Origin of the sequence: Kurthia sp. ISK08, assembly GCF_046159805.1 — a bacterium.
In the GTDB taxonomy this organism is placed as follows: Bacteria; Bacillota; Bacilli; order Bacillales_A; family Planococcaceae; genus Kurthia; species Kurthia gibsonii.
Genome location: NZ_JBJXHL010000005.1, coordinates 94,917 through 107,748, shown reverse-complemented (window position 1 = coordinate 107,748; position 12,832 = coordinate 94,917). Strand labels below are relative to the sequence as shown.

Below are 12,832 nucleotides of genomic sequence, written 5' to 3'. Positions count from 1 at the left end.
GAATACAAATGACAATAGGAGTTGAATGAATCATGAATCAAGTAAAAGAATTATTACGTAGTCATACTTCTGTCCGTAAATATACAGGCGAAGAAATTCCAAAAGAAGTGGTATATGATTTAATCGAAACTGCACAGATGGCTGCAACATCACACTTTGTACAAGCATATAGTGTGATTCATGTGACAGATCCTGAGAAAAAAGCGAAACTTGGCGAATTATCGAATAATGATTTCCAATTCAAAACAGCTGGCGCTTCTTTCCTATTCTGTGTAGACTTCAAGCGCCTTCAAATTGCTGGTCAAAAATACGATATTGATATTACAGCTGATTCAGCTGAAAATGTCTTAGTCGGTGTAGCAGATGTTAGCTTATTTGCTCAAAACTTCGTCATCGCAGCTGAAGCTGAAGGCTACGGTATTTGTTATATTGGTGGCGCACGTAATAATCCAAAAGAAATTAGCGAATTATTCAACCTACCTGAATACGTCTTCCCGATGTTTGCGATGACAATCGGCAAACCAACGAAAACAAATGATACAAAACCACGTTTACCAGTGGAAGCAATTGTACATGAAAATGGTTATGACGTAGAAAAATATGACGCACTATTAACACAATATGATAAAGAACTTGGCGAGTACTACTTAAACCGTAATGCTAATCAAAAAGTAACGAACTGGACGAAACAAATGGCGGATTACTTAGTAAACCAGCAACGTCCATTCATTAAAGATTTCCTTGCTTCACAAGGCTTCACGTGGAAATAGTCTAAATACAAGAAAGAATCACACTTACGATTGTGCGATTCTTTCTTTTTATTTTTTCAATTGAATCGATACTTCAATATGATTTAGTTGTTGTTCTAAATCATATAAAGCTTCATATGCTTCATCAAGTGTCACGCGTTCAAAACGAATTTGGTCACCTGGCTTCATTTGCCCGAAACGATGTAAGTCAGCTGAAATCACCTGCCCAATTCGAGGATAACCACCTGTTGTTTGACGATCTGCTAATAAAATGATGGGTTGTCCATCATTCGCTACTTGAATCGTTCCATTCGTTACTGCTTCTGAAACCATCTCTTGTTGCACATCTTTTTGAAGCTTAAATCCTTTTAAACGATACCCCATACGGTCAGATGACATAGCAACATCAAAATGAACACGTTCAAAATTTTGTTGTGTAGCTGTTGTGAACCATTGATATTCGTTCCCTTCGACGAAACGAATACGATGTCTTTTACGTGCTTTTTTATAAAAATCAGGTCGGACATGCCACGAAACTGTACTAAAATATCCGTTTTCAATCGGTAATACAGGTGTATCCCAATTTGTATTCATTAACTGTATTTCATCTTGTTCTTGAAGCGCACTTCCATTTAGACCGCCCATATTTGCGCGCAAGTATGTACTTTTACTTCCAAGCTTTTCTTCTATTAAAAAACCATGTTGCACAGCAAGATAACTTCTCAACCCTTTTTTTGCACCTTTAAAGCGGAGTGTCTGATTAGCGCGAACGAGTACAGGTCGCCACTGTGGTACATCCATCCCCTGAATTGTCGGTGTTAAGTCACCACCTGTAATCGCAATATACGTATCTTCTGAAAAATGAAATACCGTACCGCGCATCGTTACTTCGATACACGCTTCGTGCTGATGATTCCCTAATAAACGATTAGCAATTTTAAGTGCAAAAGAATCCATCGCCCCGCTTACAATAACGCCAATATTTTGATAGCCGATTCGTCCAATATCTTGGATTGTTGCAAGTGTGCCAGCTTTTAAGCAAGTGATTGACATAGACTTTCTCCTTTCAGCGCATGATATTCTTCAATTGAAATAGGATAGAATCGAATCCAGACACCTGCTCGTAATAAGGTAGGATTTTCTGCTTCTGGTGTAAATAAAGCTGTTGGTGTACGTCCGATGATTTGCCAACCACCCGGTGTTTCAATTGAATACACCCCTGTTTGTGAACCTGCAATCCCAACAGATCCTGCTTCAATTTTCAAACGTGGTGTTTGTTTTCTTGGTGTTGCTAATGATTCGTCTAGTCCGCCTAAATACGGGAACCCTGGTGCGAACCCTAACATATAAACAAAATAATCACGTTCTGTATGTTTTTGAATCACTTCTCCTGGCGTGATGCCATGATAGTTTGCGACTTCTTCTAAATCAGGTCCAAATTCACCACCATAGCAAACAGGAATTTCAACTACCTCTTCCATCTGTTCTGTAACAGTTATTTCTTGCTGTAGAATAATACAGATTTTTTCTTCTAACCACTGATATGGATTTTGTCGATTGTGTATTTTCTTCTTCACATCTAGTGGGTTAAACAAAACCGTAATCACTTGAAACGATGGTACGATTTCTTCATACGGTAACTCCGCATCCTCTATATGTTGAATCAATAATTGCATCATATGATACTGTTGAACGCTCATCGCTTCGTTAAATTCAATACGAATTGCAGCATCTCCCATTGGCGATATTGTTGTGTATTCACTAAATCGCATGTCGTCACCCCTTTTCCCGAATTTCGGAATTTTAATTCTGAATATAGGAATAATTATAGAATTATTCAATTATTTTCGCAATTATTTTTTAAAATATCGGACTATTCAAGCTATACACACTTTTTATTTTATGGTATTATTCGAAACATAAGTTTCTTAAAACGGAACTAATAAACTGAATTACGGACTAAAATGGGGATAAAGGAGTTGATATCATGTTTCAAGTCGACTTGAACTGCGATTTAGGTGAAAGCTTTGGCGCATACAAAATGGGCAATGACGAATTAATATTAGATTATGTTACGTCAGCCAATATCGCCTGTGGTTTCCACGCTGGTGATCCACATGTCATGCGAAAAACAGTAGAGCTAGCACTTGAAAAGAACGTCAAAATTGGGGCACATCCTGGGTTTCCAGACTTAGTAGGTTTCGGTCGCAATGCGATGCATCTATCACCACACGAAGTTTTCAACATTGTCACGTACCAAATCGGGGCATTACAAGCTTTGACGACTGCTTTCGGTGGAAAATTAGAACATGTCAAACCACATGGCGCACTGTATAATTTAGCAGCAAAAGATGAAAGCCTTTCCACTGCTATTGCAGAAGCGATTTACGCAGTGAATCCTGAATTTGTCTTATATGGCCTTTCGGGAAGTGAACTCATTAAAGCAGGTGAAAAAATCGGTCTCAAAACAGCGAGTGAAGTATTTTCGGACCGTACCTATCAAGCTGATGGCTCGTTAACATCTCGTACATTACCAAATGCACTTATTACAGATGACCATCAAGCTGTTGAACAAGTATTGAACATGATTACAAAAGGAACGGTTCAAACCGTTCAACAAACAAGTTATCCAATTGTCGCAAATACCGTTTGTATCCATGGGGATGGCGTACACGCACTACAATTTGCACAATTCATTCATCAACGATTAACGGAGAGTGGGATTCAAGTTACACCGTTCCGTTAGAACAAAGGGGAGTTTCATATGGAAAAAGTCGACTTACATACACAGTCATCGACAAAAAAGAAAGCTGGCGCTAGTGTCCTATTAGGTGCCGCATTCTTAATGGCCACATCATCAATCGGTCCTGGATTTTTAACACAAACAACGATTTTCACAGATCAACTACGCGCGAGCTTTGGTTTCGTTATTTTAATCTCTCTCTTACTCGATGTTTTTGCGCAAATGAACGTTTGGCGCATTATTGTCGTATCGGGTTTGCGCGGGCAAGAGATTGCGAATAAAGTACTACCTGGTCTAGGATTCGTTCTAGCCATCTTAATTGTTTTTGGTGGACTTGCTTTTAATATCGGGAACGTCGCCGGTGCTGGTCTTGGTCTGAACGCAATGCTTGGACTTGATGTAACAACTGGCGCTGCACTAAGTGCGATTTTTGCCATTATTATTTTCTTATTCAAAGAGGCAAGCAAAATTATGGACCGCGCTGCACAAGTAGCTGGTGGTATTATGATTCTTCTGATGATGTACGTAGCGATTTCAACAGCACCGCCTGTTGGTGAGGCAGTGATTCGTACATTCGTACCAACGGAATTAAGTATTTTTGCCATTGTGACATTGGTGGGTGGTACTGTCGGTGGTTATATTACATTCGCAGGTGGTCACCGTTTACTAGATGCTGGATTAAAAGGCACAAGCGCAATTCCAGAAGTGAATAAAAGCTCGATTACAGGGATTGCTGTAACAGGTGTTATGCGTGTTCTTCTATTCCTAGCTGTATTAGGTGTTGTATCACAAGGGGTTAAATTAGCTGCAGATAACCCTGCTGCTTCTGTATTCGAAAGTGCTTTAGGTACTGCTGGTTTCCGTATTTTCGGTGTGATTATGTGGGCTGCAGCTGTTACTTCAGTTGTCGGCGCTGCTTACACATCTGTATCATTCATTAAAACATTCCATAAAAATATTGCTAAGTATGAAAACTGGATTATTATTGCGTTTATCGCGATTTCAGCTCTTGTCTTCATCTCAGTTGGTAAACCTGTCAATGTACTTGTATTAGCTGGTGCATTAAACGGTCTAATCTTACCAATCGCACTTGGCACATTATTAATTGCTGTTCATAAAAAATCCATCGTGGGCGATTATAAACATCCAAAATGGCTAACGATTACAGGGATCCTTGTTGTCGTATCAATGGGAACACTTGGCTACATGACATTGGTTGAACAAATTCAATTACTAATGAAATAAGGAGTGAACGAGAATGGATTACGCAAACTTATCACCTGCTGAAATTCGCAAGTTAATTCGCGAAAAGCAGATTACAGGTCCAACAGCTGGTCATGCACTTGGCTATGCACAGGCAAATTTAGCTATTTTAAAAAAGGAACACGCTTTTGATTTTCTCTTATTTGCACAACGAAATCCAAAAGCCTGTCCAATTTTAGATGTAATCGAACCTGGTGAAGTCGCACCAAAAGGAATCGCTAAAGATGCAGATATTCGTACAGATATTCCAAAATATCGCGTCTATAAAAAAGGTGTATTCGTTGAAGAAGTAACGGATTTATATGATTACTGGTCAGATGATTTTGTCTGCTTCTTAATCGGTTGTAGTTTCTCTTTTGAAAATGCACTACTGAATAACGAGATTGATGTACGTCATATTTCAGAGGGCTGCAATGTACCGATGTATAAAACAAATATCGCTACGACACCTGCTGGACTTTTCGAAGGTCCGACCGTTGTTTCAATGCGTCCGATTCCTGAAGCAGACGTAGTACGTGCAGTTCAAGTAACTTCACGCTTCCCTTCTGTTCATGGTGCGCCGCTTCATATTGGTAATCCTGAAACAATCGGTATTCAAGATCTTTCAAAACCCGACTTCGGTGATGCAGTAACCATTAAAGAAGGCGAAGTACCTGTATTTTGGGCTTGTGGTGTTACGCCTCAAGCAATTGCTATGCATGTAAAACCCGATTTAATGATTACACATGCACCTGGACATATGTTTGTAACGGATATTCGTGACGAGCATTTAGGGATTCTATAAAATTCAATTTAAAAGCCAAAGAGCTTCGACATTGTATATGTCGAAGCCCTTTTTTAGAATGAAATTCAATCAAAAACTTTAAGAAAAAACTAAAACCAGTAACGTAATCAAAGCTAAGGTTCCTTGTTTAAAAAATATGCTTATATTTGAACTAGAATATGCACCATATAACGCCACTAAAACAATGTAAATCATATTAATTATAAGTAATTCCTGTCCATTATCTGAGATAAAAGCTGCATATAAAATAACTAAACCAATAAGACCGTTATAAATACCTTGATTTTTCATAAGTAGCTTAATTTTATCGCTGCTTAATTCTTTCTTCGTAAAATTAAATGTTTTAGATGTTCGATCTGAACTAGTTGCTAATGTTTCTAGGTACATAATAAATAGAAACTCAATAGCTACTAATGTACTCAACACTTTAATCACAATATCCATTAGCACACCGTCCTTTCTATATATTTTTATAACTTTATCATCTATATAGTAAATAGATAACATAGCTATAAGTGAATTATTCTTCCTATCCATTCCCTATCATATTATTTTTTGTTCCACTAGAAACTAAACTTTTAAAAAAATTATTCTACCTCAAAATATAATGGAACACTTAATCACCCTTTACTAATTGATAAAAATATATGTTTAATGTATTGAATCAAATACATCATTTTTAGTTTTTGGTTTAATGATAAATTTTGTTATAACGTACAAGAAAATAAATAAAGAGCATGCGATTGATGTCCGTTCACTTGTCACAACTGTCGATTGTATTCCTTGTAATCCAATGAATACTTTACAAGCAAATGATAGTAGGAAACCCACTTGCGCAAAAATTGTCAGATATTTTGCTAACTTTTCTCTAAAATCCACTATTTCCACTCCTTTCCTATTTATTATACTTGATACATATAAAAAGTGTGGAATGAGACATAACACTCCCCTTCCTTCTTTAGGGTTCTAAACAAAAAATCGGAACCGCATTATGGCGCGATTCCGATTTTTCTTATGCTCATATGAGATGGTGTTTCTACACTGATATCTCATCTTCTATTTCAAACGCGTATTTTATTAGTAACCATACTTACTAGCAAATTGTTGTGCAATCAGTTGAACTTCTTGTAATTTTTCTGGTTTTAATAAAAGGAGCATTTTAGGAACGAATTCTTGAATATCTTGTTGTGAGAATGTACCTTCATCTTGCTTTTTAAAGTTTTCTAGAAGTATTGCGCGTGCTTCCTCTTCTTTTCCTTCTTGCACTCGTTCTAAAATGAACTGTAAAAACTTTTCTTGTCCTTGTTGATCCATCATCTTATATCTCCTAAATTATTTAAATTTTCCCCTACGTAGGGATTTTCATCGTATCATAAATTATCCAACCAATCAGCACGATTAAAACGAATAGTGTTACATAGATTAATGTTTTTTTCATGAACATCACCTACTTTTCTTTTACTCCAAACATTGCACCAATTAAAATCCCTGCAAAAATTCCTATAATCATCGCTATTCCCGAATCAACAGAATGGGTGCGATTTAATATAATTCCTATAATCAGTAGTATAGAACCTAGTGTTCCTAATATGATCTTTTTCATCTTCATTCGTCACCTACTTTTTTAATTCGTTATACTTCTGGGCGATAACCTAATTTTAAAGAGATGTCGAGTGCTGCTTCTTTTGCTTTTGGAATGAATACAGCAAGATGTTCTTCTGCGTAATTCGTTTCAATTCCTGCAATACTAATCGCTGCAACAACCTCACCTAAATGATTAAAAATTGGGACGCCAACTGCTGCAGTAAAATCTTCTAGCTCTGAAAAACTCACCGTATATCCTTTATTTCTCGTTTCAGAAATCGAATGACGAAGTGCTTCTTCTGACGTGATGGTTCCCTTTGCATAAGCTGTTAATTCTACTCGCTTCAAATAGTCTTCTCGTTCCGTTGGTGGTAAAAACGACAGAATGGCTCTTGCACAAGCACCTGCATAAAGAGGTGTACGGCGACCAATTGTTGTATAAAGACGAACCGGTTGAATCGACTGTAACTTTTCAATATAAACTGCTTCATCACCGTCACGAATAATGAGGTTGATAGCCTCTCCTAAATCCTGATGTAACTTCTCCATCGCTGGTAATGCCACTTGGCGTAAATCAATTCGTTCAGAAACAAGATGTCCGAAGCGTAAAAAAAGAATGCCTAAACTATATTTCCCGTTCGCATCTTTATCTAACAGACCCATCTCCTCTAACGATTGCAACATACGATAGACAGATGTTTTCGGTATTCCTGATAATTCGATAATTTCATTAAATGTTAATTTCGCATGATTTATAAATAAATTAAGTATTTCCATTGAGCGTACAACTGTTTTATTTTTACTTTGCATACTAAATACTCCTTTTTTAACCTATAGCTTTAGTATAGCATCATTCAGTTAAAAAGAGAGGAACCACATCGTATGCGATTCCTCTGTTCATTTAGTACTTTACGTTACTCTTTTGTCTTCTTTTCTTTTGGCTTTAATGTCGTGATTGTTAATTCTTTTACTTGTTGGAATACTTCCGATGTTGCTAAATACGTGAATTTCACTTTATCGCCTTCTTGTAAATAGACTGCAAGTGGAGCGACTTCTGAACTCACTGTATAGTTCGTCTCGTCATCTAGAAGGAATGTAACATTCGTGAAGTCTCCTGCTGTTTCTTTATATACGCGTAGTACAGTTCCTTCACCCTGTTTTTCTTTTTTCGTCGAGTTACCGTTTACTGTACTCGTACCTGTTCGACTTAGAACGTTTTTATATTGGCGAAGCGCTTCATTTGGTGTCGTTGCTGTCACAGCAATTTCAGGATTGGCTGCTGAAACGATATAGTAATTTTGTAAGAAACCATTTGAATCTAATACAGGTACTAGCCAACTTGTTTCACCATAGAAGTTATAAAGTAATGGCATAGAACCCGACCATTTTTTCTCAACGAATTTCTTTTCAACTACTTGCAGTGCCCCTTCTGAATCCATATACGATTCATCACTATTACCTGTGTAATACGTTCCTTGACCTGTACGTGCATTCGTTAATGAATAACCAAGCATGGAGTCCACGCCTTCTTTTGGACTTGTAAAGTCAGTGAAGTAATACATCTCGCCATTCTCATCAAATACAGGGCTAACATTTGCTTCTACACCTTCATCTGAAGGAATTTTAATGTCTTTTTTACCGAAAATCGTGTTCCAATAACCATGTACATAATTACCGAAATAACTATTTTGTAAGCTCACAGCCTCTGGTGAAACTGCTCCATCTATAAAGCTTGGAACGTCTTTTAATTTATATTTTTTGATGTCACCATTTTGTGCATTCACCATGACAATCCCTTGTGGTTTAAAACCATTACGTGCCGAAATGAAGTCACCATACGTACGAATATAATACGGTGTACCATCATTATCGATTTCAAGTTGAACATCTCCGTTGAAAATAGTTAACGGGTTGTGTAGACGCATATAACGCGCAACATGATTATTTAAGTAAGCAGATGGAACATATTTCATCTCTTTTTCAACAAATTTTGGATTCGCTGATGAATCTGTCGCGCTTAATACGAAGTAACCCGGTGTTGTTTTCCCTTTGAACCATTTGAAAGCATCTGAGAATTCAACAGGCGCAACATAAACGTAGTCATCATTAATTTTTTGAATTTGTAAATTTCCAAGCTCATAGTAACTTGTATTTGGTACTTGACCAAAAGCTTTTTTCATCTTGTTGCGTGCATATTTTGGCGGTACGCTCGCTGGTGTTTTTGTTTCGTCGAATGCTTTTAATTCGACCTCTGTTTTCATCTTAGCTGATTCATATTTTTCATCTGCATTCATCATCGGTGCAGAGAGCATATAAGCTGCGACACCAATACCAGCTAAGCCAATTAACCCTTTAATCTTTCGCTCGAACCCTGTTGATAGATAAGCACCCGCAAATGCGACAATCGCTACAACAGGCCATACTGCTGTCCAGTTTAAATCCATCATCGTTATGTATAGCGTAATCATGGTCGCAATGGATGCTACAAGTAAAATACCAATGAAAAATAATGCTTTAAATTTAAAATTGAAGCTACCGTCCTTCATTCGACTAGAAATCGGAACAATTAATATGCCGATTACAGCGGCTAATGCGACTGCAATGATAAAAGTCATCGTCATTTTGTAAAAAACCTCCCTTTCCTCTTGCATTATTTACGTGAAGCGAAGGAAAAAGTTTCAAAACCTCTTGAATTCACAAATTCGGGGTATATTCAAATATGACTTCATACGAGGAGGTTGATCTATGAAAGAACATACACTTTGGATTACAGCATTCATATTTAGTATTCTTTATTTATTCTTCTTACCAAAAGAAGTTTCATACTTTTACGATATCCTTATCCCAACAATCCCAACAATTTGCCTCTTACTTATTGTCTTCACTTCAAAAACGCTGGAAACAGCTCCCTATGATCGTTTTATCCTATTTGGTTTGCTATTCTTCATTGCCGGTCAACTCACACACCCTTGGTTTATCATCGGTTTATTCTTCTTCTTAATCGGTCACCTTTTTTATATTCGTGCATGCTTAACACTCCGTCAAACAGCACCATCTAAAATTGCGACGCTCTGTTTATTATTTTATGGAATTCTGCTTGCTGCATGGGTGGGCGGGAATATTTTTAAAAGTGGGGCTATTCTTTTAGGTCTTGTTGTCCTTTTCTATATCGCCGTTATGCTCACAATTGGGTGGGCGGCGATTCAAACGCGCAAATGGGTTCTATTATTCAGCGCCTTCCTTCTTATTGTGTCGGATTCTATTTTTATGATTAATATGTTTGTGACAACCATTGACGGTGCAACACAGTGGATATTGGGGACTTATTTATTTGCACAATTTTTATTTATTTTTCATTTTCCTGAACATTTCGAAATCCGTAAGAAAGTGTTAGAATAGTAGCAATGCTTCAACAATTAAGGAGGATGCTACAAATGAAAGAAAAATTAATCGAACGCTTAATTCGCTATGCGAAAATTGATACACAATCTTGTGAAACAAGTGAGACAACACCTTCAACATCTAAACAATGGGATTTACTTCATGTATTAGAAGAAGAGCTAAAAGCAATTGGTATGTCAGATGTAATGGTGGATGAGAATGGTTACCTATTCGCTTCACTACCTGCCAACACAGATAAAAAAATTCCAACAATCGGCTTTTTAGCACATGTTGATACAACAACTGATTACACAGGGACAAATGTGAATCCGATCCGTCATGACAACTATGATGGAAAAGCGATTCAATTAAATGAAGAAGTCGTTCTATCACCAGAAAATTCACCTGAACTGGCGAATTATGTAGGTCAAACATTGATTACTACAGATGGTACAACACTTCTAGGTGCAGATGATAAAGCAGGGATTGCCGAAATTATGACTGCAATGGAATACTTAATCGAACATCCAGAGATTAAACATGGTGAATTACGTGTTGCATTCACACCAGACGAAGAAATCGGTCGCGGTCCACACGCATTTGACGTTGAGCGCTTCAATGCAGACTATGCTTATACAATGGATGGTGGTCCACTAGGTGAATTAGAATACGAAAGCTTTAATGCAGCTGGTGTCAAATTAACAACTTTCGGTACAAACGTACACCCAGGTAGCGCCAAAAATAAAATGGTTAACTCAATGACAGCCGCAATTAAATTCCAAGAGATGATGCCAAAAGACGAAGTACCTGAATTAACAGAAGGTCGTGAAGGCTTCATTCATTTAATGGAATTTAACGGTTCAATTGAAAAAACAACATTACACTACATCGTTCGTGACCATGACCGTGCAAAATTTGAAGCGAAAAAAGCACTTGTACAACAAGCTTTTGAAGCACTTCAAAAAGAATATGGTGAAGATGCCGTTCAATTAGAGATGAATGACCAATATTACAATATGGCTGAAAAAATTGAGCCTGTAAAATTCATCGTTGACCTTGCGGAAGAAGCAATGTTAAATTTAGGTATTACACCGATTAAAAAAGCGATTCGCGGCGGTACAGATGGTTCTCAACTATCATTCATGGGCTTACCAACACCAAATATTTTTGCTGGTGGCGAAAATATGCATGGTAAATATGAATATGTATCTGCTGAAACAATGGAAAAAGCAACAGAAGTTATTTTAGAAATCGTGAAGTTATACGAACAACGCGCTTAATCGCGTTTGAAAGGGGTTTGGGTATGAAAGAAATTGTAATCGGTATTTTTGCTGCCCTCTTCTTCGCCGTCACATTCATTTTGAATCGTGCGATGGAATTAGAGGGTGGTAGTTGGTTATGGAGTTCGTCTCTGCGTTATTTCTTCATGCTCCCTTTTCTTTTGATCATCGTGGCAGCTCGTCGTGGGCTGCCTAAGATGACAAAAGAAATTAAACAAAATACAGGTGCTTGGCTACTTTGGAGTTTTGTAGGTTTCGTACTATTTTATGCACCACTGACTTATGCTGCTGCATATGGACCAGGTTGGCTTGTATCAGGGACATGGCAATTCACTATTATTGCGGGCGTATTACTCGCTCCACTGTTTTTTATACATATTGAACAGAAAAAAAATCGTCAGAAAATTCCGTTTAAATCACTCCTTATTTCATGCATTATATTAGTTGGGATCATCTTAATTCAAATTCCAAGTGCCGCAACTGTTTCAAAAAAGGCGCTCTTACTTAGTACGTTACCTGTCATTATCGCTGCCTTTGCCTATCCACTTGGTAATCGTAAAATGATGGAAGTCTGTGATGGTCGACTTGATACATTCCAACGTGTACTCGGGATGACGATTATGTCGATGCCTGCATGGATTATACTCGCTATCTATGCCAGCTTCACTGTAGGTGCACCAAGTAGCTCACAAGTATTCCAATCATTCATCGTGGGGATTAGTTCGGGTATTATTGCGACTATTCTATTCTTCATTGCGACAGACCGCGTACGCGACAATCAAGGAAAGCTTGCGGCAGTTGAAGCAACTCAATCTGCTGAAATTATTTTCGTTATTATCGGTGAAATGATTCTACTCGGTATCCCACTTCCTGCTCCACTTGCACTTGTTGGTTTACTCGTTATTATTTTCGGTATGCTACTTCACAGTTATCACACGATGCTCATGAACAAAAATGCTATTTAGCGATACAAAGAGGTTGCTCATCCTAGCGACCTCTTTTTTATGAGAACAATAAAAAAACCAACAGAGTGGCGAATCCCTGTTGG

General features: G+C 37.6%; 14 protein-coding genes. 7 read left to right on the top strand and 7 right to left on the bottom strand.

All coding sequences use genetic code 11. From position 1 onward, the window contains the following. Window positions 1-32: 32 nt before the first annotated feature. Window positions 33-770, top strand: coding sequence for an oxygen-insensitive NADPH nitroreductase (gene nfsA, locus ACKVQX_RS10630; protein ID WP_068456325.1), 738 nt, complete (start codon window positions 33-35; stop codon window positions 768-770). Between the two features lie 48 nt (window positions 771-818). On the opposite strand, the gene ACKVQX_RS10625 is transcribed toward nfsA, so the two are convergent. Beyond that, entirely contained in the window at window positions 819-1,802 is a 984-nt protein-coding gene (locus ACKVQX_RS10625) for a biotin-dependent carboxyltransferase family protein (protein ID WP_121176462.1), read from the bottom strand. After that, window positions 1,784-2,521 (bottom strand): 5-oxoprolinase subunit PxpB, encoded by a 738-nt coding sequence (pxpB, locus tag ACKVQX_RS10620; RefSeq protein WP_121176465.1) that lies wholly within the window; start codon window positions 2,519-2,521, stop codon window positions 1,784-1,786. Before pxpB ends, ACKVQX_RS10625 begins: the two co-directional genes overlap by 19 nt. Before the next feature lie 215 nt (window positions 2,522-2,736). Here pxpB and ACKVQX_RS10615 point away from each other — a divergent pair, with 215 nt between their 5' ends. The 3 genes from ACKVQX_RS10615 to ACKVQX_RS10605 are packed head-to-tail and all read left to right on the top strand — an operon-like array spanning window position 2,737 to window position 5,539. Continuing rightward, window positions 2,737-3,495 (top strand): LamB/YcsF family protein, encoded by a 759-nt coding sequence (locus tag ACKVQX_RS10615; RefSeq protein ID WP_087680926.1) that lies wholly within the window; start codon window positions 2,737-2,739, stop codon window positions 3,493-3,495. Window positions 3,496-3,513: 18 nt separating this feature from the next. Continuing rightward, on the top strand, window positions 3,514-4,737 hold the full coding sequence (locus tag ACKVQX_RS10610; RefSeq protein WP_087680927.1) for an NRAMP family divalent metal transporter: 1,224 nt from the start codon (window positions 3,514-3,516) through the stop codon (window positions 4,735-4,737). Between the two features lie 13 nt (window positions 4,738-4,750). After that, window positions 4,751-5,539: a putative hydro-lyase gene (locus ACKVQX_RS10605; protein WP_343174275.1), complete on the top strand. Its 789-nt coding sequence runs from the start codon at window positions 4,751-4,753 to the stop codon at window positions 5,537-5,539. A gap of 78 nt (window positions 5,540-5,617) precedes the next feature. Here ACKVQX_RS10605 and ACKVQX_RS10600 read toward each other — a convergent pair whose 3' ends face one another. The 5 genes from ACKVQX_RS10600 to ACKVQX_RS10580 all read right to left on the bottom strand — a co-directional run bounded on the left by ACKVQX_RS10600 (window position 5,618) and on the right by ACKVQX_RS10580 (window position 9,744). Continuing rightward, window positions 5,618-5,983: a DUF1304 domain-containing protein gene (locus tag ACKVQX_RS10600; protein WP_285215748.1), complete on the bottom strand. Its 366-nt coding sequence runs from the start codon at window positions 5,981-5,983 to the stop codon at window positions 5,618-5,620. Window positions 5,984-6,616: 633 nt separating this feature from the next. Beyond that, window positions 6,617-6,856, bottom strand: coding sequence for a hypothetical protein (locus tag ACKVQX_RS10595; RefSeq protein ID WP_409136300.1), 240 nt, complete (start codon window positions 6,854-6,856; stop codon window positions 6,617-6,619). A gap of 130 nt (window positions 6,857-6,986) precedes the next feature. Continuing rightward, window positions 6,987-7,142: a hypothetical protein gene (locus ACKVQX_RS10590; protein ID WP_409136299.1), complete on the bottom strand. Its 156-nt coding sequence runs from the start codon at window positions 7,140-7,142 to the stop codon at window positions 6,987-6,989. A gap of 29 nt (window positions 7,143-7,171) precedes the next feature. Next, window positions 7,172-7,933, bottom strand: coding sequence for an IclR family transcriptional regulator (locus ACKVQX_RS10585; RefSeq protein WP_087680933.1), 762 nt, complete (start codon window positions 7,931-7,933; stop codon window positions 7,172-7,174). 104 nt (window positions 7,934-8,037) lie between these two features. Further along, window positions 8,038-9,744 (bottom strand): hypothetical protein, encoded by a 1,707-nt coding sequence (locus tag ACKVQX_RS10580; protein WP_409136298.1) that lies wholly within the window; start codon window positions 9,742-9,744, stop codon window positions 8,038-8,040. A 124-nt stretch (window positions 9,745-9,868) separates the two neighbouring features. Between ACKVQX_RS10580 and ACKVQX_RS10575 the strand changes: the two genes are divergently transcribed. The 3 genes from ACKVQX_RS10575 to ACKVQX_RS10565 are packed head-to-tail and all read left to right on the top strand — an operon-like array spanning window position 9,869 to window position 12,749. Continuing rightward, window positions 9,869-10,522: a lysoplasmalogenase gene (locus ACKVQX_RS10575; RefSeq protein WP_342302752.1), complete on the top strand. Its 654-nt coding sequence runs from the start codon at window positions 9,869-9,871 to the stop codon at window positions 10,520-10,522. Window positions 10,523-10,557: 35 nt separating this feature from the next. Then, window positions 10,558-11,784 (top strand): peptidase T, encoded by a 1,227-nt coding sequence (pepT, locus tag ACKVQX_RS10570; RefSeq protein ID WP_121176483.1) that lies wholly within the window; start codon window positions 10,558-10,560, stop codon window positions 11,782-11,784. Between the two features lie 23 nt (window positions 11,785-11,807). After that, a complete protein-coding gene (locus ACKVQX_RS10565; protein WP_409136297.1) occupies window positions 11,808-12,749 on the top strand; it encodes a multidrug resistance efflux transporter family protein in 942 nt (313 codons plus the stop codon). Window positions 12,750-12,832: the final 83 nt, after the last annotated feature.

Excerpts from the sequence above, each read along its gene's own strand:
- ACKVQX_RS10610 (WP_087680927.1), top strand. The coding sequence starts at position 3,514 with ATGGAAAAAGTCGACTTACATACACAGTCATCGACAAAAAAGAAAGCT.
- ACKVQX_RS10625 (WP_121176462.1), bottom strand. The coding sequence starts at position 1,802 with ATGTCAATCACTTGCTTAAAAGCTGGCACACTTGCAACAATCCAAGAT.
- ACKVQX_RS10605 (WP_343174275.1), top strand. The coding sequence starts at position 4,751 with ATGGATTACGCAAACTTATCACCTGCTGAAATTCGCAAGTTAATTCGC.
- ACKVQX_RS10580 (WP_409136298.1), bottom strand. The coding sequence starts at position 9,744 with ATGACGATGACTTTTATCATTGCAGTCGCATTAGCCGCTGTAATCGGC.
- ACKVQX_RS10600 (WP_285215748.1), bottom strand. The coding sequence starts at position 5,983 with ATGGATATTGTGATTAAAGTGTTGAGTACATTAGTAGCTATTGAGTTT.
- pxpB (WP_121176465.1), bottom strand. The coding sequence starts at position 2,521 with ATGCGATTTAGTGAATACACAACAATATCGCCAATGGGAGATGCTGCA.
- pepT (WP_121176483.1), top strand. The coding sequence starts at position 10,558 with ATGAAAGAAAAATTAATCGAACGCTTAATTCGCTATGCGAAAATTGAT.
- ACKVQX_RS10595 (WP_409136300.1), bottom strand. The coding sequence starts at position 6,856 with ATGATGGATCAACAAGGACAAGAAAAGTTTTTACAGTTCATTTTAGAA.
- ACKVQX_RS10575 (WP_342302752.1), top strand. The coding sequence starts at position 9,869 with ATGAAAGAACATACACTTTGGATTACAGCATTCATATTTAGTATTCTT.
- ACKVQX_RS10615 (WP_087680926.1), top strand. The coding sequence starts at position 2,737 with ATGTTTCAAGTCGACTTGAACTGCGATTTAGGTGAAAGCTTTGGCGCA.
- nfsA (WP_068456325.1), top strand. The coding sequence starts at position 33 with ATGAATCAAGTAAAAGAATTATTACGTAGTCATACTTCTGTCCGTAAA.
- ACKVQX_RS10585 (WP_087680933.1), bottom strand. The coding sequence starts at position 7,933 with ATGCAAAGTAAAAATAAAACAGTTGTACGCTCAATGGAAATACTTAAT.
- ACKVQX_RS10565 (WP_409136297.1), top strand. The coding sequence starts at position 11,808 with ATGAAAGAAATTGTAATCGGTATTTTTGCTGCCCTCTTCTTCGCCGTC.
- ACKVQX_RS10590 (WP_409136299.1), bottom strand. The coding sequence starts at position 7,142 with ATGAAAAAGATCATATTAGGAACACTAGGTTCTATACTACTGATTATA.